Here is an 18351-nt window from a genome sequence, read left to right on the forward strand (position 1 = left end):
GTCCGACGGTGCCGGCTTCCCGGCACTGAGCCATCCGGTAACCCCGGACCGGCAATTGTGACCACATTGTCCAGCATTGGCGGATGTCGATACTGGTGCTGATTATTGCCTTCGAACTAGTCGGGCAGGTGACAGCAATCGCGCGGATGGACGAATACACTCTGCCGAGGCCAAAGATCGTTCGAGTGCCGTTAGGTAAATCATCGGGGGGAACGATGACCGCACACAAGGATGGTCCCTATCCTGACGTCGAGCTGGTAGTGCCGATTGCCATCCCGTCAAGTTCCAAAGTTCCTGACCAGATCACCGGACAGTCCACCAGCATGGAGTACGACCGCTATTTCCGCCTTCGCCGCGATCGGATAGGGCTGCGGGAGTGGTCGAGGACCTGTCTCGAGGTGCAGCGCAAGATCCGAGCCGACCTGACGGACGTCGGCTTGACGGACCAGGAGCGCCACAGCCTCCTGTGTGGACTCTTGTTGGTGGGCAATGAGGCCCTCCAGCAGTGGATTGACATCAGCGCGGAGCCGGACGCCGGATCCGCACTGGTGCGCGACGGCCGACCCGAGATGGCGGCCGCCCGTGAAGGCCAATGAGCTGACCCCGGAGACCGAGCGCGCGATGCGCCGCTGGCTGCTCGGTCATCACCTGTTCCACCTGTATCTGGTCACGATGAACAGCGGGATGCGGCGTGCCCAGGCCACCCTCCGCGCGGCGCGGTGGGACGAGTTGGAGACCGAGATCGCCGACCTGGCGGTCCTCTACGACGCCGCCACCGCGGCGATGAAATACGCCGCCAGCTTTCGGCCGGAGAGCTATGCGGGGGTCATCCGGCCGTCGATGAGCCCGCCGATGTTGAGCCCGGGCTTCTCCGGTCAGCTCAACAGCGATCACCAGGTGACGCTGCGGCTGGTGCGGTCACTGAAAGCGGACTTCAGGCAGGCCCGTGGAAATTTCGATTTGCCGGAAACCCTGCTGTCGGCCTGGCGCTCTCTGATGTCCGCGCTATCCAGGAATCGTCGGGAGCACGTCTTGATCTGCGCGAAGTTCGTGCCCGAAGGCACCTCGCTGCTGAATCAGCATTTCGCTGACAATCCTATCTGATCACCTCAGTCAAACATCGCGGAGGTAGCGCAATGGTAACCGTGTGTGAAACGTGGCATCTCAAGGCCGAGTACGCCGATCGGGCGCTGGAACTCATGCAGGAGATGGATGAACTGGTCGGGCCGCCGGCGCACGAGGACCCGGCGTGGTCGGGCCACGCCTCGTTCTTCCAGAGCCAGGCGGATCCCAGCACCGTGCTGATGATGTACACCTGGCGAAGCGTGCCGGAACACCAGTCGCTGGCCGCGTCCGAGCAGAGCCTGCTGGCCGATTTCTACGCCCAGTACTGCACCGCGCCGCGCGACATCGCCTACTACACCGAGCTGCCGGTCGACGTCGACCACGACGACGAGCACGACCACCACCATGAGCCGGTGCGGAGCACGCATGGGTGACCTCGTGGCGCTGGTGACCGGCGGCAGCCGGGGCATCGGCCGGGCGATCTCCCGCAAGCTGGCCGAGACAATGACCGTCGCGGTGAACTACCGCAGCGACCAGGCATCGGCGGCCGAGCTGGTCGAGGCGATCACCGCGGACGGCGGCACCGCGTCGGCCTTTCCCGCCGACGTGCGCAGCTCCGCCGGCATCGGCGCGCTCGTGCACCAGATCGAGGACGCGTACGGGCGCATCGACGTGCTGGTCAACAACGTGGGCGAGTTCAGCCTGAGCGCGGTGGCCAGCACCTCCGACCAGCACTGGCACGACGTGCTCGACAGCAACCTCGGATCGGCGTTCTACGCCTGCAAGGCGGTGCTGCCCGGGATGCGCCGGCGTGGCTTCGGCCGCATCGTCAACATCGGACTCAGCCCGGTCCACCAGGTGCGGGCGGCGCCGAACCTGGCTCCGTACGCGATCGCCAAGACCGGCGTCGTCATCCTCACCAGGTCGCTCGCCGTCGAGGAGGCCGCCCGGGGCATCACAGTCAACTGCCTCTCGCCGGGTCTGATCGACAACGGCTTCCTGCCACCGGAGCAGGAGAGGTGGATGCGCAAGCGGGTTCCGTCCGGCCGGCTCGGGCGGCCGTCGGAGGTCGCCGACGCGGTGGAGTTCCTGGTCTCCGACCGGGCCAGCTACGTCTCCGGCGCCAACCTGGCCGTCTCCGGTGCCTGGGACTGGGAGGACCGGCCGACCGATCACGACGCGGAGGTCACCGACCTGTTCGAGGAGAGGGCATCATGACCGCGCCGAGCGAGACGGGTGCCGGCGGCGGCACCGCGTTCAGCGCCGGGTACGGCGACTGGGAGCCGGACGAATTCGTCGCCAACGGCGAGGCGGTGCTGGCGTTCCTCAGCGACTACTTCACCGGCATCCGCGACCTGCCGGTCAGTCCCACGGTCGACGCGAAGACACTGTCCGCGAAGATCGACACCGAGGTGCCGCAGGTCGGTGAGGAATTCACCGCCATTCTGAAGGACACCCAGTCGTTGATCGTGCCGTACCTGACCCACTGGAACCATCCACGATTCCATGCGTACTTCAGCAACACCGGCAGCCTTCCCGGGGTGCTGGCGGACACGGTCAGCTCGGCGCTCAACGTCAACGCGATGCTCTGGAAGTCGGCGCCGGCCGCGTCGGCGCTGGAGAAGACCGTGCTGAGATGGATGGCCGACATGCTGGGCATCGCCTCGGGCAGCGACGGCGTGCTGGTCAACGGCGCCGCGCTGGCGACCCTCTACGCGCTCACCGCCGCCCGCGAGACGGTGGTCGGTCTCGACGTCCGCGAGCGGGGTCTGACCGGATACGGTCGCCGGCTGCGGCTGTATACGTCGGATCAGGCGCACAACTCGGTCGACAAGGCGGCGATCGTCCTGGGCATAGGCCTGGAGAACGTGGTCCACGTGCCCGCGGACGACGGCTACTCGATGCGGGGCGCCGCTCTCGCCGCGGCCATCGAGGCCGACCTGGCGGCCGGCCACCAGCCGTTCGCCGTGGTGGCCACGGTCGGAACGACCGCGGTCGCCGCCGACGACGAGATCGACGCGATCGCCGACGTATGCCGGCTGCACTCCCTCTGGCTGCATGTCGACGCGGCGTACGGCGGATTCTGGCGGGTGGCCGGCGGCGGCGCGGAGGCCGCCGCCGACCTCAGCCGGGCCGATTCGGTGGTGGCCAACCCGCACAAGGTGCTCTACGCGCCGATGGAGGTGACCGCCCTCTACTGCCGGCACCGCGACGCGCTGCCCAACGTCTTCCGCCTGGTCCCGGAATATCTCAGGACCTCGCCGGACGACGACGTGGTCGACTACATGAACTACTCGCCGCAACTCGGCCGGTCCTTCCGCGCCCTCAAGCTGTGGTGGATCATCCGCAGCTTCGGTGTCCAGGGGCTGGCGAGGCGGCTGCGCCGTTCGATCGACATGGCCCGGTGGCTGCGGTCCGCGGCCGGGTCCGACCCGGACTGGCAGGTTCCGGTGGACTCGGCCTACCCGCTGGTGTGCCTCCGGTACGTGCCACGCGACCTGCGCCGGCGGTACGGGTCCGAGCCCGTGCCCCTGGCGCGGATCGCGAGCCTGAACGCCGACATCCTCGACGCGGTCAACGCGTCCGGGTCGGCCTTCCTGTCCCACGCGGTGCTGCGTGACGGGTACGTACTCCGGGTGTCGATCGGCAACATCAGGACGGAGCCGTCGGACATCGAGACACTGTGGACACAGCTCCGCACGTCCGCCGCACAGGTTTGGGACGGTCAATGGGCACATCAGTGAGTGCGCGCTGGGTCCGTACGGCCGCCGAGGTGCCCGAGAGCGCGGTCGACGGCCGGCACTTCTCGACCACCGTCGGCTGGAGTCACGGGTGGGAGGGCGTCCGCACCGAGCACGTCGCGGACCATCGTCACCTGTTGCTCGAGGGTGGGCCGGTGGCCGAGTTGGTGCCGTACTACCTCGTCAGCCACTCGCCGCTGTGGGAAGCGTACGAGGCCGACGCCGGGGTCGGCCCGATCTGGTCCGGCCCGGTCGTCTACTCGTCAAGCCTCTACGGCGAGTACGGCGGCGCGGGCGGGAGCACCCCCGACTACATCGGCACGTGCGTCGACCTCGGGCTGGAGCAGGCCGCGCGCTGGGAGGCCGAGGCGCTGATCTTCGGCAACCTGACGCCCACCGAGGTCGACGCGTGGTCGGCGGTCCGCCCTGGCGGTACGGCGGTTCTGGTGGATCGGGCGTACGCGGCGCCGATCGACGGCGCCGGGTCTCCGCTGCCCGCCATGCGCAGGCGGGTACGGCAGGAACTCCTCCGGCAGTGGCGCCGGGCGAAGGACGCCGGGCTCCGGCTGAGGGTTCTGGCCGGCGCGGAGATGCTGTCGGTGCTCGACGAATTCACCGATCTGGCGATGGCGGCCGCCGAGAAGCACGGGATCAACATCTACGGCAAGGACATCTTCGAGAACCTGGTTAGCGCACCCGGGGCGGTGCTGTTGGTCGCAGAGCACGACGGACGGATGGCGGCGGCGTTCCTGTGCTTCCTGCACCGCCGGCGGTTCAGCATGTGGACCGGTGGGATCGACTACTCGAACCTGCGCGAGCTGAAGTCGTATGCATTCCTCGTGTACGAGTCCATGACGTACGCGGCCGCGCACGGCGCCGAGATCATCGACCCCGGACGCGGCAACTTCGTGTACAAGCAACGCCATGGCTTCCAGGGAACCGACCTGTGGGCGCTCGTCTATCCCACGGCTCCGAGGCCGGCGCTGCGCGAGGCGCTCCTGCGAATGAGTGAGGGCATCCACGGCTACATCACGAGAAGTCTGCGACACGATGAGCTTGTTGAGCTCTGAACCGGCGGCCCCGTCCTCGGGGTACGCCGTCCGGATGGCCACCGTCATGTCCACTGTGATCGGTGTCAACATCGGTTACATGGCGGTCCTGCCGTTCCTGCCCCGGCTCGCCGAGGACCTGAGCCTGGACCGGACCGGCCTGCTGATCTTCGTCGCCGGCTTCGGCATCGCCAAGGTGCTGGCCCAGCCGGTCGGCGGCTGGACGGCGGACCGCTGGGGTCAGAACCTCACCGGGGTGACCGGCCTGGTGGTGGCCGCCGCCGGCATGACGCTGGTCGCGTTCGCGACCGACGGGAGCGTGGCGCTCGCCGGTCGGCTGATCTGGGGCGCCGGCGACGGTCTCGTCAGCCCGGCGATCTACGGCGCGGTCGGCACCCTCTCGGCCCGGTACGGCAGAGACTCCTCCCGCGGTTACGCGAGGCTGGGCGTGGCGGCGGTCCTGAGCTTCGGCGCCGGCCCGTTGATCATCGGACTGGTGCATTCGTTCGCCGGTTATCCGGTGATCCTGTCCACGGCCGCCGGATTGACGCTGCTGACCGCGCTGGTGGCGTGGTGGGCTCTGCCCGGCCGTGCCCGGGACGCGCCCGCCGGCGACGCCGCCGCCGCCGATCTCGCACCCGACCCGGTTTGGTCCTCGCGGGTGCTGCGGGCCGCAGTGCTCTTCGGCGCCATCGACCTGTGCTCCAACCTGGCATGGGCCGCGATGGAACCACTGGTACCGCTGTACATGGATCGCGCGGTCGCCGATTCGGTCGGCCGATCGGCGTGGGTGCTCGCGTTCGGCATGGCGGTGTTCGCGGGCCTCAGCCCGCTCATCGCCCGCCTGCCGGGCCGCTGGCGCCGACCGGGAGCCTCGGCCGCCGGGCTGCTGCTGCTGGCGGCGGCGTGCGTGGCCCTGGGCGGCGTCGACCGGCTGGTCGTCGCGCTGCCCGGCATGGCCGCCTTCATGGCCGCTCAGGCCTTCATCTACCTGGTGGCTCGCGACGGCATCCTGCGGCACTGCGGTGGCACCGGCCGGGCCTGGGGCGTCTTCGGCATGTTGTCCGACGTCGGATTCATGATCGGGCCGGGAATCGGCGTCCTGCTGTTCCAGGCCTTCGGCTCGGCGGCCTTCCCCTTCCTCGGCGTCGGCTCGGCCCTGTGCGCCGTCCTGATCTTCCTGATCCTCCGCAGCACCCGCATCCTGACGGCGAGCCACCTGGAGGTCAGCCGATGACGACGCCGCACACGATCGGCCCGCCCATCAGCCCGCCGACCAGCCCGCCGACCAGCCCGCCGACCGGGCCGCCGACCAGCCCGCCGACCGGGCCGCCGACCAGCCCGCCGACCAGCCCGCCGACCGGTCCGCCGAGCAGCCCGCCGATGTCGACCGACCTCGCCACCGCGCGCCTGATGATTCCGGGGCCCTGCCAGCCACGACCCGATGTCCTGGCGGCGTTCCAGCGTCCGGTGGCCGCGCACTACGGGCCGTCGTGGGCGCGAACGCACGAGCAGGCCCTGACGCTGCTGCGGCAGGTGCTGGACGCGCCCCGGGTCTACCTGCTTCCGGGCAGCGGGAGCCTGGCGATCGAGGCGGCGGTGGTCAACACGTTCCGGCCCGGTCAACGGGTGGTGATCCCCGACACCGGCTACTTCGGCCGGCGTCTGATCGAGGTCGCCCGGGCGCACGGGCTGCAGGTCCACGACCTGGCCGTCGAGCCGGGCCGGGCGGTCGACCCGCGCCAGGTCGCCGATCTGCTGCCCGGTGCCGACGGGGTCGTCCTGGTGCACGTGGAGACGTCGACGGGCATCCGGCATCCCGTGGCGGACATCGCCGCGCTGGCCCGGCGGACCGGGGCGGCCGTCGTGGTCGACGCCGTGTCCAGCATCGCCGGCGAGGAACTCGACGTGCGGGAGTGGGGAGTCGACGCGGTCGCGGCCAGTACGCAGAAGGGCCTGGGCTGTCCGCCGGGCCTCGGTATCGTCGCGCTCAGCGAGCACGGCCACGCCCGGATCCTGGACGACCATCCGCGCCCCTGGTACCTGGACCTGACACGGTGGGACAGGGAACGCGAGGAGAGCTTCGACTGGGAGCCGCACCCCGTCACGATGCCGACGAACCTGGTGTTCGCGCTCATCGCGAGCCTGAGCGCGATCGTGGAGCGTGGCCTCCCGCAGTGGCGCCAGGAGCGGACGCGGGTCGCCGAACATTGCCGCGAACGCCTCACCGACAACGGATTCACCCTCGTCGGTGCGTCCGCGGACCGCGCCGCCCTCGTGGTGGTCGCCCGATGCGGCCGGCCGGCCGATGCCCGGCTCCACGTGCTGCGCGAGGCCGGGATCGGGATCGCCGGTGGCCTGGACCCATTGCGTGATGCCATCCGGATAGGCCTCATGGGCCAGAACGGCACCATCGAGATGGTCGACGAGTGCACCACGGCGCTCGGCGCCAACCGCTGGTCCTAGGGGTGTCTCGCCCGCGCCGCCGCCGCGACCAGCCGGCGCGGGGAACGGTGGCGGGTCTGACTGTGTCCCCGTCGCTGAGATCAGGTGCCGCTGCGTCGGACAACCTCCCGGATCAGGTCGCGAGCCCGGTCGACGGCTTCCAGCGCCGGGCCGGCCGGCGCCGGGCCGGCCGGCGCCGGGCCGGCCAGCGCCGGGCCGGCCGGCGTTGGGGCGGCCGGCGTTGGGGCGGCCGGCGTTGGGGCGGCCGGCGTTGGGGCGGCGGCGAGACCGGCTTGAGGTGCCCTAGCCCATGGTCCAGCCGTAGAGTCGTTCGACCGTGAGGCGCAGCACGATCCGGCCGTCGACGACCATCGCACGGCGGTAGTCGTCCCAGTCGGGGTGGTCCTGCTTGGCGACCAGGCGGTAGACCTCGATCAGCTCCTCGACCGTGGCATCGTGTTCGTCGGTGGAGGGTGGGGAGAAGGACGCCGTGACGTCAGCGACCACGTAGCCGCCGGCGGGCGGGCCCACCCGAAGCGTCGCGCGCGGGTCGCGGCGCAGGTTGTGCACCTTGGCCAGCGTGCCTCGGGTAGAGACGCGGAGCACGCGGGTGGCCGGGTCGGCGGTGTAGTTGACGTCGGAGAGCTGCGGACGGCCGTCCTTTCTGATCGTGGCGAGCGTGCACAGGTCGGCCGCGACCACGGCGGCCCACAGGGCTTCGTCGGACATGCCACCACATTAGAGCGCCGCGGCCCGAGAATCAGGGCCACGGAGCAGTTGTCAGCGGATGGTCATAGCCGGGCGCCGCGACCCCGGGCAGGGCCGGGTGGTCGTAGTCGGGCGCCGCGACCCCGGGCAGGGCCGGGTGGTCGTAGTCGGGCGCCGCGACCCCGGGCAGGGCCGCGGCGCTGTGGTCAGGGGATGGTCATAGTCGGGCGCACTGGCCCAGGCGGATGCCGCTGCCGGCGGTCGGCAGGCCGTTGTTCACCGGTGCCGGCTGGTTGCCGGAGCAGGTGAGCGGGCCGTTGATCGTGTCGGCCGCGATGACGGTCGCCGTACGGTTGTGCAGCAGTGTCACCGGGCCCTTGATGGTCGATGCCTCCAGCAGCACCGGTCCGGATCCGGTGACCGTGACGGGACCGGCGACCGTGGCGTGCAGCAGCGAGACCGTGCCCGCCCCGGTCGCGGTGACCGCCGCGCGCAGGGTCGCGCCGGAGACGTGCAGCGACGCGCCCTTGGCGACCGTGACGAGGCCGGTCACGGTCGCGCCCTTCGTGACGCAGGTGACGCCCGACTTCACCGTGACCGCGCCGACGACCTTGTCGGCGATGGTGGTGGTGCACGCCTGGGCGGGCGTGCCGAGGAGTTCGATCTCGGCGAGTGTGGTGGTCGCCTCGCCGGTGTTGGCCGTGACGTCGAGCTTGTAGTGCGCGTACCGGCCCGGCTTGGCGATCTTGTAGGGCCGGGTCTGGAGCCGCCAGTCGAAGGTCTGGTCCTTGCGCTCGTCGATGGTCGTCCAGGTGGTGCCGTCGTACGAGCCGGACAGCTTCCACGCCTTGGGGTCACCGGCGACCGCACCCGAGGTGAGGGTGTAGTAGTCGGCGCGCTCGCCGCCGCTGGTGAACTGGTACTGCCACGACGGCGTGGCCGTGTCGAAGACCGCGCGGGTGCCGGTGGTGTCGTCCACCAGCACCGGGTCCGACGCCGTACCCTTGCCCGGGCCGGTGAGGTCCCGCAGCGGGGTCGGGGCCTTGTCGCCGCTGGTGATCGACGGCGGCGCCGCGTCCGCGTCCGTGCCCCAGGTGGACGGCTGTGGGCCCATGGCGAAGTCCAGCACCGCGCCGTCGGCCAGCACCGAGTGGGGCAGGGCCGTGGAGGTGTGCGCCTTGCCGTCGATCTTCAGCGATTGCACGTAGACGTTCTTCGCGCTGTTGTTCGGGGCGTTGACCACGATCTTCTTGCCGCCCGGCAGATTGACCGTCGCCTTGGTGAAGAGCGGGGAACCGATGGCATACGAAGGGCTGCCCATGCGCAGCGGGTAGAAGCCGAGCGCGCTGAAGATCTGCCACGCGCTCATCTCGCCGTTGTCCTCGTCGCCGGGGTAGCCCTGACCGATGTCGCTGCCGAGGTAGAGCCGCGACAGGGACTCCCGGACCAGTTTCTGCGCCTTGTGGGGCTGACCGGCGTAGTCGTACATGTAGATGATGTGATGCGACGGCTGGTTGCTGTGGCCGTACTGGCCCATGCGGACGTCGCGGGCTTCGAGCATCTCGTGGATCGTGCCGCCGTAGGAGCCGGGGAAGCCGGCCGTCTCGGGCGTGGCGAAGAACGCGTCGAGCTTCTTCGCCAGCGCGTCGCGGCCGCCGTAGAGGTTGGCCAGGCCCTGGCCGTCCTGCGGGACGTGGAACGCCATGTTCCAGCCGTTGGTCTCGGTGTAGTCGTAACCCCAGACCCGCGGGTCGTAGTCCGACGGCGGCTGGCGCCAGCGACCCGCGCTGTCCCGGCCCTGGAAGAATTCGACGGACTCGTCGAACATGTGGACATAGTTCAGGGCCCGGTTACGGAAGTACGTGGCCTGCTCGGCGTACTCGGAGGCCTTGGGTCCGCCCTTCTTCGCCAGTGCCTCGGCCATGTTCGCGATGCCGAAGTCGTTGATGTAGCCGTCCATGGCCCAGGACATCGCCTCGCCGGTGGCGTCGCTCGGTGTCCAGCCCTTGAAAATCGACGTCGCCAGGCCCTTGCGGCCGACGTTGGCGTTCGGCGGCGTCACGGTCGCGTTCTTCACAGCGGCCTGGTAGGCCGCCTCGGCGTCGAAGCCGGGCACTCCCTTGAGGTACGCGTCCGCGAACGCGACGTCGGAGCTGGTGCCCACCATCAGGTTGGCGTAGCCCGGCGACGACCACCGGGAGATCCAGCCGCCGTCGCGGTACTGCTGGACGAAGCCGTCGACCATCTCGCCGGCGGCGTCCGGGGTCAGCAACGCGTACGCCGGCCACGTCGTGCGGTACGTGTCCCAGAAGCCGTTGTTGACGTACACCTTGCCGTCCTTGACCGGGGCGCCGGTCTCCGTCGGCGAGCTGGCGGGACTGTTCACGGCCGACTGCACGGTGTGCCGGTAGACCGGGCTCTGCGCCGTGCCGGTGTTCTCGAAGCCCGAGTTCGGGTAGAGGAACAGCCGGTACAGGTTGGAGTAGAGGGTGACGAGCTGGTCCTCGGAGGCGCCCTCGACCTCGACTGTCCGCAGCTTGGCGTCCCACGCGGCCCGCGCCCGGTCGCGGATCGTCGCGAGCGTGGCGTCGGCGGCCACTTCCAGGTCGAGGTTGTGCCGGGCCTGCGCCACGCTGATCAGCGAGGTGGCGATCCGCATCGTCACCGTCTTGTCCCCGCTCGTGTCGACCTTGACGTATCCGGTCGACGGCCGGTTGCCGGTGGGCAGCATGCCGCTCGCGGCGATCGGGGCGTCGATCGTGGCGTACACGAACATCCGGGTCCAGCCCGCGGAGAGGCCGCCGCTGTTGACGTCGGTCCAGCCGCTGACGGTCCGGTTGGCCGCGTCGATGGTGAGCCCGGCGTTGGTGTTCACATTGTCGAAGATCAGGTTCGAGCTGTCGCCGGTGAAGGTGAACTGGAACAGCGCCGCGTGGTCGGTCGGCGCGAACTCGGTCTTGATGCCGTTGTCGAAGGTGACGCCGTAGTAGTACGGCTTCGCGGTCTCGTTCTCGTGTCCGTACGCGAGAGCCCGGTTGGCGCGGTTGGCGTCCGGTATGCCGGCGGCGGCGGACGGCATGACCTGGAACGTCTGCCGGTCGCCCATCCACGGGCTGGGCTCGTGGCTGGCCGAGAAGGCCTGCAGCGTGGGACGGTTCGCGGCGTTGTTCTGCCGGTGGTATTCGTACAGCCAGGAGGTCGAGCCGGCGTTGGTCACCGGGGTCCAGAAGTTGAAGCCGTGGGGCATCGCCGTCGCCGGGAAGTTGTTGCCTCGCGAGAAGTCGCCGGACGAGTGGGTACCACGGCGGGTCTCGGCGTATTCGGAGAGGTATGCCCGTGGCCGTGCCGGGGCGACCTCGCCGATCGTGATGTCGTCGAACCAGGCCCGGAAGCTCGTCGGGCCGTCCGGATTGTCGTACCCGATCAGGATCTTGTCGATGGTCCTGCCCTTGGCGACCGTGCCGATCCGGCTGGTCCGCTTGTTCCACTGCGCGGTGTAGAGCGTCTTCGACGCGCCCTGCGCGGCGGGGCTGACCACGATGCCGTTCTGGTCCACGGCCTTGAGATCCGACAGGTACGTCCCGTCGGTGAAGGCCAGGTCCACGGCGGTGTACGTGGACGGGTTGCTGAGGTCCTCCCGCCGGAATTCCGGCAGCACGAGGTACGACAGCTCGGTGTCGTCCGTGACCGCCACATCGACGTCGAAGACCTTGTTGAAGGAATATCCCCGGCCCTGCGCGGTGTGCCGTCCGGCGATCTGGAACGCCTTGAGGCCGGTGTAGCCGACGCCCGCCTTGGCGGTGGGGGAGCTCGCCGGGCCGTTGCCGATCCGGCTCTGCATCGGCCCGACCGGCGGCGGGGTGGTGTTCGCGTCGGCGAGCTCGAGGTCGGCGAGCTGGGTGAGGTTTCCCGACGGGTGGCCGGTGATGTGCAGCCGGTAGATCCCGAACGAGGCCGGGTTCGTCACCGGGAAGGTCTTCGTCTGGAACCGCTGATCGAAGGTCTGCCCGGCGCGGGTGTCGACGGTGGTCCAGGTGGTGCCGTCGGCAGAGCCCTCCAGGGTCCAGTCCCGGGGATCGCGTTCGGGGGCGTCGTTGGCCGAGGTGAGGGCGTACTTCACCACGGTGGCCGGGGCGTCGAGGGTGTACCGCGCCCAGCTCGTCGGGGTGTCGACCAGCCACTTGGTGGCCGGGTCGCCGTCGTTGAGGTTTCTCACCCCCTCGTTGCCGTTCGGCTCCGCGTTCGCCGCGATGGCGGTGACGTGCTCGCGCAGGCTGCCCGGCATGCCGGCGGTGACGCCGCCGTCGACGCCGTGGCTGCGGTCCTGGCCGTCGTCCACCGTGTCCGTCCACGCGGGCTGCGGGTCGCCGGGCTCGAAGGACGACCGGAACGCCCCGGTCGCGGCCCGCGCCGCGCCGCCGGTGACGACGGCCGCCGCCGCGGCTATCAGACTGACGGATACCAGGGCGACACCCCATCGTGGCCGGTGCATGCCGTCTCCTTGTCGCAGGCTGTGTGAAGCGCTCGGAAAACATCCGGGCCACATCGTCACGTGCAACTGCGTCGATTGACAAGGTTTTCCTGACATCGATGTCAGTCGGCCCTGCCGCCGCTAGGGCGCGCCCTAGGTCAGCGCGGCGGCGAGGGCGTCGGCGAGAGGTGCCAGGCCGATTTCCGGGGGCACGTGGTCGGGGTTGACGCCGGTCACCGCCATCCCGGCGAACTGCGGGCTGGCCACCAGCACCGACAGCGTCTCGATCAGCTCCCGCACGGTCAGCCCCTGTGGCTCGGGCACGTCGGCGAACGGTGCCTGCGCGAACGCCAGCACGGACACGTCGAGGTGGATGACGAAGCTCGGCGCGACCGCCTCGGCGGCGAACCGGGCCCGGGCCGCCGCCTTCGCCGGCCCGGTGCGGACCTCGTTGCCCGGCACGTAGGTCAGGGGGAGGCGGTCCACCAGGTCGCGTTCCGGATCTCCGTACGGCAGGTCGAAGCCGTACGCCACCACGCGCTCGGCGGGCAACGAGGCGATCGCCGTCACCGTCGGGTCACAGCCGGGCATCCCGAACAGGTGGGCCAGGCCCATCGCGGCGAGGCTGCCGTGCGGGCGGGTCTCCGGCGTGCCGAGGTCCGGACCGCCGCCGAGATGGACGAGCGCCGGGCCGCCGATCGCCGCGACCAGGCCGAGCGTCACCGTGGCGTCACCGCCGAGCACCAGCGGCACGCCGGGCGCGGCCGCGACGGCCTTCGCCACGTCGGTGGCCACCCGGGCCACGTGGGCGGCGTTCTGCGCCGTGGGGCGCGACAGGTCCGGCCGCCAGCGGAAGCCCGGCACGTCGCCGAGGTCGTCCGCGTGCAGGCCGCGATCGTCGAAGGCGGAGAACAGGCCGGCGGCACGCCACGCCGCCGGTGCCCGCTCCACACCGGGCGTGCGCGCACCCGCACTGGACGGCGCACCAATCACACTCCACCGGGGAACCATGCGGCCCATGCTGCCCGATCGCCCCGGCGAATCCCACCGGCGGATCATGAATGACTCGACCCCGGGACGTGGGTGATGGCCGACATCGATGTCATACTTCTGTCTTCGTCTCCTTCGACAACTCGGAGCACCATGTCCGCAACCCGGGCCGCCGGCGGGGCCGTCGACGACAACCCGCGCCGTCCCACGCTCACGCAGGTCGCCGAGCTCGCCGGCGTGAGTCTCAAGACCGCGTCCCGGGCGCTGAACGACGAGCCGAACGTCGCCGAGACCACCGGGCGCCGGGTGCGCCAGGCGGCGGACCTGCTCGGTTACCGGCTCAACGGCATCGCCCGGGAACTGCGACGCGGTGCCACGTCCGCGCTCGTCGGCCTGATCAGCGGCGACCTGACGAACCCGTTCTACAGCGCCATGGCCAGTGGCATCGAACGCGAGCTGCGCCAACACGGATTGCAGTTGGTGACCGCCAACAACGACGAGGACGCCGAGCTCGAACGGGCCCTGGTCGACGCGTTCCTGGAACGTCGGGTCCGCGCGCTGCTGGTGGTCCCCAGCGGTGACCGGCACGAATACCTGGCGATCGAGGGCAACCGCGGGGTGCCGTTCGTCTTCCTCGACCGGCCGCCGGACGGGCTCGAGGCCGACGCCGTGCTCATCGACAACGCGGGCGGCGGTCGGGCGGCGGGTGAGCACCTGATCTCCCACGGTCACCGGCGGATCGCGTTCGTCGCCGATCTGGCCCGGATGGCACCGCAACGCGCGCGCCTCGACGGATTTGTGCAGGCGATGGACGCCGCGAACAACGAGCAGTGGCGGCCGTACCTGCGGACGGACGTGCACGACGTGCACCGGGCGGAGGACACCGTCCGGGAGCTCCTCACGCTGGACCCGCCGCCCACCGCGCTGTTCACCACGAACAACCGGCTGACTACGGGGGCGCTGCGGGCGCTGCGCGGGCACCCGGCCGCGCCGGCCCTCATCGGCTTCGACGATTTCGACCTGGCGGACGTGATCGGGACGACGGTGGTGGCGCACGACCCGGTCGCCCTGGGTCGGGAGGCGGCGCGGCTGGCGCACCAGCGGATCAGCGGGTTCGGCGGCCCGGCGCAGACCGTGGTCATCCCGACGGAGGTGGTGGCTCGGGGCAGCGGCGAACGTGCCCCGGCCTGACGAAGCCCAAATGGGTGACCGCTCGACGGGCGCCGGAACGCCGGCTGTCTTAGAGTGCTGTCGTGACGCTGGAGATCGAGGGACCGCCGCTGGCCAGGCGCGCCGTCGTGCACCGGACGGCGCAGGAGAAACGGGACGACCGCCGCGCCGCCGCCGGGCGTCGCCAGGCGGCGCTCCACGTCCTGCTCGTCACCCTCGTCTGGCTCGTGTCCGTGCCGTTCCTGCTGGGTTGGGCACTGCTCGGCGACGAACGCCAGGCCGGCACTCTGGTCTTCGCCGCGATGCTCTCGGTCGTGCTGCCGTTCACCGGTGCGGTCGTCGCCACCCGCAGCGGGCTGTTCTTCACCGGCGGCGCCTACGCCATGCTGACCCTCGCCATGGTGCTTCCCGCGATCACCATGGTGCGGGCAGGATGAGGCGATGGCGGCCGAGAAGGAAGAACGTGACGGCGTACCCCTGACGAACCTGGATCAGGAGCTCTTTCCGGACGCCGGCGCGACCAAGCGTGACCTGGTCGACTACCTCGACGCGGTGCGCGACCGAATGATCCCGGTGCTGCGCGACCGGCCGCTCTCGGTGGTCAGGGTGCTGCGCGGCCAGGACAAGTTCATGCAGAAGAACCTGCCGAAGTACACCCCGGATTGGGTTCCCCGCACGAAGATCTGGGCCGAGGCGTCGCATCGCGAGGTTCTCTACGCCCTCTGCGACGACCGCCGCACCCTGCTCTGGTTCGCCAACCAGCGGGCGGTCGAATACCACCCGACGCTCATGACGGTCGCCGCTCCGGACCGCCCGACGCACCTCATCATGGACCTCGACCCGCCCGAGGGCGGCGCTTTCGACCTCGCGGTGCGCGCGGCCCGGCTGGTGCGGCGGGCGCTCGCCGACGCGGGCATGGACGGGGCGGTCAAGACCAGCGGTGCCAAGGGCGTCCACGTCTTCGTCCCGCTCGACGGCCAGGCCGCCACCCCCGACGTGGCCGCGGCGACCCGGGCGGTGGCGGCCCGCGCCGAGCGGCTCGATCCACAGCTGGCCACGACCGCCTTCATCCGCGAGGACCGCCACGGCAAGGTGTTCCTCGACGCGACGCGCTCCGGCGGGGCGACCGTGGTGGCGGCCTACAGCCCGCGGGTACGCCCAGGAGCGCCGGTGTCGTTCCCGGTGGCCTGGGCCGACCTCGACGACGTGACGCCCGCCGACTTCACCGTGCACACCGTGCCTCGCCTGCTCGGTGACGCCGATCCGTGGGCGGCCGCGATGCCGCCGCCGCAGCGGCTCGACCCCGGACTCGTCGAGGAGGGTCACACCATCCCGGTGGCCCGCGTCGCGGCGATGCACGAGGGCAAGCGCAGGGCGCGGGCACGCCGGGCGGCAGACTGACGTTACGGAGTTGCCGGGCCCGACCACTCGACGATGTTGCAGAAGAGCTCCGCCTGCTCGATCGCGTCGTCCAGAGCGTGGTGCGTGTGCCGGCGTCCGCTCAGCAGGTGCGCCGGCATCGAGCGCTTGCCGACCGTGCGCACCGGCCGGCCCGACTTGTGGGCGAACAGCGTCTTCAGGTCGAGATGGCCGGAGTGGCCGAACGGCGAGCCGCCCGTGAACCGCACCTGATACCAGTAGGTGAACATCCAGTCGAAGCCGAGCGGATAGCCGACGAAGACCGGGCGGGCCCGGTGCCGCCCGGCCACTTCCGCCAGCCATGCCACGTTCTCGGCCATCGCCACGGCCGGTGCGGCGCCGGTGCGGGCCAGCGCGGCCCGGTCCAGTCCCGACACCGCCAGCGCCTCGGGGACGAAGCCGGGCGAGATCGGCTGCAACTCCCGGTAGAAGGTGTCCGGTTCGAGGCGGCTGAAGGTGGTTCCGTCGTAGGTCGCGGCGGTGGCCATGCCCAGCGACAGCATCGAGTAGGGGCCCGGGATCGGGCCGTCCGCCTCGATGTCGGTGGAGATGTAGAGATCGGTCGGCACCCGAGGAGCTTAGGTCCCGTCATTCACCAGCGACGCACATTATCGGCACAGGAGACTGACAGCCGCGACGGGTCTTCTTGTCAGGTCGCCATCAGCGGAAGGATGAGATCTCGTGCGGAACCAAGAGGACAACAACGCATACGTACGCCGGGTGCATGACAAAGGCCTGCGGTTCGACCTGGGGACCATGTCACGCCGCCGGCTGCTGGCCGCGTTCGGCGGTGCGGGTGCGCTGGCCCTCGTCGGGGCGTGCGACTTGTACCCCACGACCGGAGCGAGCGGCCCGACCGCCTCGGCGGCGAGCGAGCTGACCGAGGTCGAGTCGGAGACGGCCGGCCCCTACCCGGCCGACGGCTCCAACGGGCCCGACGTGCGGACCCTCGACGGGATCGTCCGGCGGGACATCCGCTCGTCGTTCGGTGACGCCAAGGGCGTTGCCGAGGGCGTACCCCTGGAATTCTCTCTGGTGGTGAAGGATCTCAATGGCGCGGCCGTGACCGGCGCGGCCGTGTACGCGTGGCATTGTGACCGCGACGGCAATTACTCGCTGTATTCCACCGGTGTCACGGACAAGAACTACCTGCGCGGCATCCAGGAAACCAACCGCAGCGGTACGGTCACATTCAGCAGCATTTTCCCGGCCTGCTACTCGGGGCGCTGGCCCCACATTCACTTCGAGGTGTATTCGTCGCTGGAGAAGGCGACCAGCGACGGCCCGATCGTGAAGACGTCGCAGATCGCGATCCCGAAAGACGTCTCCGACCTCGTGTACGCCACCGAGGGCTACAGCCGCAGTGTCACCAATCTGAGCCAGGTGACGCTGGCCTCCGACAACGTGTTCGGCGACGACTCGGCGGCGACCGAACTCGCGACCGTGACCGGCAGCGTGCAGGCGGGATTCAAGGCGACGCTGACCATCGCCGTCAACCCTTCCGGGGAGGAGGCCGGCGGGGGAGGAGCGCCCGGAGGCGCACCTCCGTCGGGCGGACCGGGTGGGCCGGGTGGGCCGGGCGGGCCGCCTCCGTCGGGAGTACCCGGCGCTCCCTGAACCGTCCCTGTCGACCGAACGGGGTACGTCAAACGGGCTATAGCTCATGGTCTATGCCCTTGGTGAGAATCTGTCGCATGACCGCCCCCGGACACGAATCCCTCTTGATCTCGCTCCTCGCCGCGTGCACCGCCTGCGTCGGGTACGCGGCGGGTCGCCTGCACCAGTGGTATCGGATGGGCCTGGACCGCGACGAGGCCTACCGGGACGGCTACGAGACCGCCACCCGCAGCGTCTTCAGCACGGCGGCCCGCCTGATCGGCCCACGCCGGGCGGCGCGCGGCACCGCGGCGGTGCGATCAGCGGCGTCCGCCTCAGCTCGGGAAGCGGCGCTTGCCTCGACCCGGGAAGCGGCGCCCACCGCGGCTCGGGAGGCGGCGCTTGCCTCCACCCGGGAAGCGGCGCTTGCCTCGACCCGGGAAGCGGCGCCCACCGCGGCTCGGGAGGCGGTGGCCGTGGAGTCGGTGGCGGAACCTGACGAGGGGGACGGCGGTCGGCACCTCGTCCCCGACGAGCTGGTGCGGGCGGCGACCTACCGGCTGGCGGCCGACCGCGTCGCCCGGGCGAAGGTGCCGGGCGCGGAGTCCGCCGAGGACGAGAAGGGCGCGGCGCCCGGCGGGGACGGGCAGGAGACGACCCGGTTGCGCTCCGTGCCGCGGCCGCGTTCCTCCTAAGG

18 protein-coding genes are annotated in these 18351 nt (G+C 70.5%); 13 read left to right on the forward strand and 5 right to left on the reverse strand.

From position 1 onward, the window contains the following. Window positions 1-83: 83 nt before the first annotated feature. From AB0M36_RS02020 to AB0M36_RS02050, 7 genes are read left to right on the forward strand one after another with little or no spacing between them, the layout of a single operon-like run. A complete protein-coding gene (locus tag AB0M36_RS02020; protein WP_364150932.1) occupies window positions 84-596 on the forward strand; it encodes a hypothetical protein in 513 nt (170 codons plus the stop codon). Next, on the forward strand, window positions 583-1104 hold the full coding sequence (locus AB0M36_RS02025) for a hypothetical protein (RefSeq protein ID WP_364150935.1): 522 nt from the start codon (window positions 583-585) through the stop codon (window positions 1102-1104). The genes AB0M36_RS02020 and AB0M36_RS02025 overlap by 14 nt, the downstream gene beginning before the upstream one ends. 32 nt (window positions 1105-1136) lie before the next feature. Continuing rightward, window positions 1137-1499: a hypothetical protein gene (locus AB0M36_RS02030; RefSeq protein ID WP_364150938.1), complete on the forward strand. Its 363-nt coding sequence runs from the start codon at window positions 1137-1139 to the stop codon at window positions 1497-1499. After that, complete coding sequence (locus AB0M36_RS02035; protein WP_364150941.1) at window positions 1492-2283, forward strand: SDR family NAD(P)-dependent oxidoreductase; 792 nt, start codon at window positions 1492-1494, stop codon at window positions 2281-2283. The genes AB0M36_RS02030 and AB0M36_RS02035 overlap by 8 nt, the downstream gene beginning before the upstream one ends. After that, complete coding sequence (locus AB0M36_RS02040; RefSeq protein WP_364150943.1) at window positions 2280-3809, forward strand: pyridoxal-dependent decarboxylase; 1530 nt, start codon at window positions 2280-2282, stop codon at window positions 3807-3809. Before AB0M36_RS02035 ends, AB0M36_RS02040 begins: the two co-directional genes overlap by 4 nt. Beyond that, on the forward strand, window positions 3794-4876 hold the full coding sequence (locus tag AB0M36_RS02045) for a GNAT family N-acetyltransferase (RefSeq protein WP_364150945.1): 1083 nt from the start codon (window positions 3794-3796) through the stop codon (window positions 4874-4876). Before AB0M36_RS02040 ends, AB0M36_RS02045 begins: the two co-directional genes overlap by 16 nt. Beyond that, a complete protein-coding gene (locus AB0M36_RS02050) occupies window positions 4866-6092 on the forward strand; it encodes an MFS transporter (RefSeq protein ID WP_364150947.1) in 1227 nt (408 codons plus the stop codon). The genes AB0M36_RS02045 and AB0M36_RS02050 overlap by 11 nt, the downstream gene beginning before the upstream one ends. On the opposite strand, the gene AB0M36_RS02055 is transcribed toward AB0M36_RS02050, so the two are convergent. After that, entirely contained in the window at window positions 6082-6258 is a 177-nt protein-coding gene (locus AB0M36_RS02055) for a hypothetical protein (RefSeq protein WP_364150949.1), read from the reverse strand. The two genes, AB0M36_RS02050 and AB0M36_RS02055, sit on opposite strands and share 11 nt — an antisense overlap. On the opposite strand from AB0M36_RS02055, the gene AB0M36_RS02060 reads away from it, so the two are divergent. Continuing rightward, entirely contained in the window at window positions 6239-7321 is a 1083-nt protein-coding gene (locus AB0M36_RS02060; RefSeq protein ID WP_364150952.1) for an aminotransferase class V-fold PLP-dependent enzyme, read from the forward strand. The genes AB0M36_RS02055 and AB0M36_RS02060 overlap by 20 nt on opposite strands. Before the next feature lie 282 nt (window positions 7322-7603). Here AB0M36_RS02060 and AB0M36_RS02065 read toward each other — a convergent pair whose 3' ends face one another. The 3 genes from AB0M36_RS02065 to AB0M36_RS02075 all read right to left on the reverse strand — a co-directional run bounded on the left by AB0M36_RS02065 (window position 7604) and on the right by AB0M36_RS02075 (window position 13490). Beyond that, entirely contained in the window at window positions 7604-8029 is a 426-nt protein-coding gene (locus AB0M36_RS02065; RefSeq protein ID WP_364150954.1) for a PPOX class F420-dependent oxidoreductase, read from the reverse strand. Between the two features lie 196 nt (window positions 8030-8225). After that, complete coding sequence (locus AB0M36_RS02070) at window positions 8226-12500, reverse strand: GH92 family glycosyl hydrolase (RefSeq protein ID WP_364150957.1); 4275 nt, start codon at window positions 12498-12500, stop codon at window positions 8226-8228. 132 nt (window positions 12501-12632) lie between these two features. After that, window positions 12633-13490: an arginase family protein gene (locus AB0M36_RS02075; RefSeq protein ID WP_364150960.1), complete on the reverse strand. Its 858-nt coding sequence runs from the start codon at window positions 13488-13490 to the stop codon at window positions 12633-12635. A 132-nt stretch (window positions 13491-13622) separates the two neighbouring features. On the opposite strand from AB0M36_RS02075, the gene AB0M36_RS02080 reads away from it, so the two are divergent. The 3 genes from AB0M36_RS02080 to ligD all read left to right on the forward strand — a co-directional run bounded on the left by AB0M36_RS02080 (window position 13623) and on the right by ligD (window position 16040). Next, window positions 13623-14660 (forward strand): LacI family DNA-binding transcriptional regulator, encoded by a 1038-nt coding sequence (locus AB0M36_RS02080; protein WP_364150963.1) that lies wholly within the window; start codon window positions 13623-13625, stop codon window positions 14658-14660. Between the two features lie 62 nt (window positions 14661-14722). Then, window positions 14723-15076, forward strand: a complete 354-nt coding sequence (locus tag AB0M36_RS02085; protein ID WP_364150965.1) for a hypothetical protein — start codon at window positions 14723-14725, stop codon at window positions 15074-15076. A 4-nt stretch (window positions 15077-15080) separates the two neighbouring features. After that, on the forward strand, window positions 15081-16040 hold the full coding sequence (ligD, locus tag AB0M36_RS02090; RefSeq protein WP_364150967.1) for a non-homologous end-joining DNA ligase: 960 nt from the start codon (window positions 15081-15083) through the stop codon (window positions 16038-16040). Window positions 16041-16042: 2 nt separating this feature from the next. Here the strand turns inward: ligD and AB0M36_RS02095 are convergent, their stop codons facing one another. Continuing rightward, window positions 16043-16627: an exonuclease gene (locus tag AB0M36_RS02095; RefSeq protein WP_364150969.1), complete on the reverse strand. Its 585-nt coding sequence runs from the start codon at window positions 16625-16627 to the stop codon at window positions 16043-16045. 112 nt (window positions 16628-16739) lie between these two features. On the opposite strand from AB0M36_RS02095, the gene AB0M36_RS02100 reads away from it, so the two are divergent. Both AB0M36_RS02100 and AB0M36_RS02105 read left to right on the forward strand, forming a co-directional pair. Continuing rightward, a complete protein-coding gene (locus tag AB0M36_RS02100; RefSeq protein WP_364150972.1) occupies window positions 16740-17675 on the forward strand; it encodes an intradiol ring-cleavage dioxygenase in 936 nt (311 codons plus the stop codon). 77 nt (window positions 17676-17752) lie between these two features. Next, window positions 17753-18349, forward strand: coding sequence for a hypothetical protein (locus tag AB0M36_RS02105; RefSeq protein WP_364150974.1), 597 nt, complete (start codon window positions 17753-17755; stop codon window positions 18347-18349). Window positions 18350-18351 lie beyond the last annotated feature (2 nt).

It is taken from the genome of Actinoplanes sp. NPDC051346 (assembly GCF_040682215.1).
Classification (GTDB): Bacteria; Actinomycetota; Actinomycetes; order Mycobacteriales; family Micromonosporaceae; genus Actinoplanes.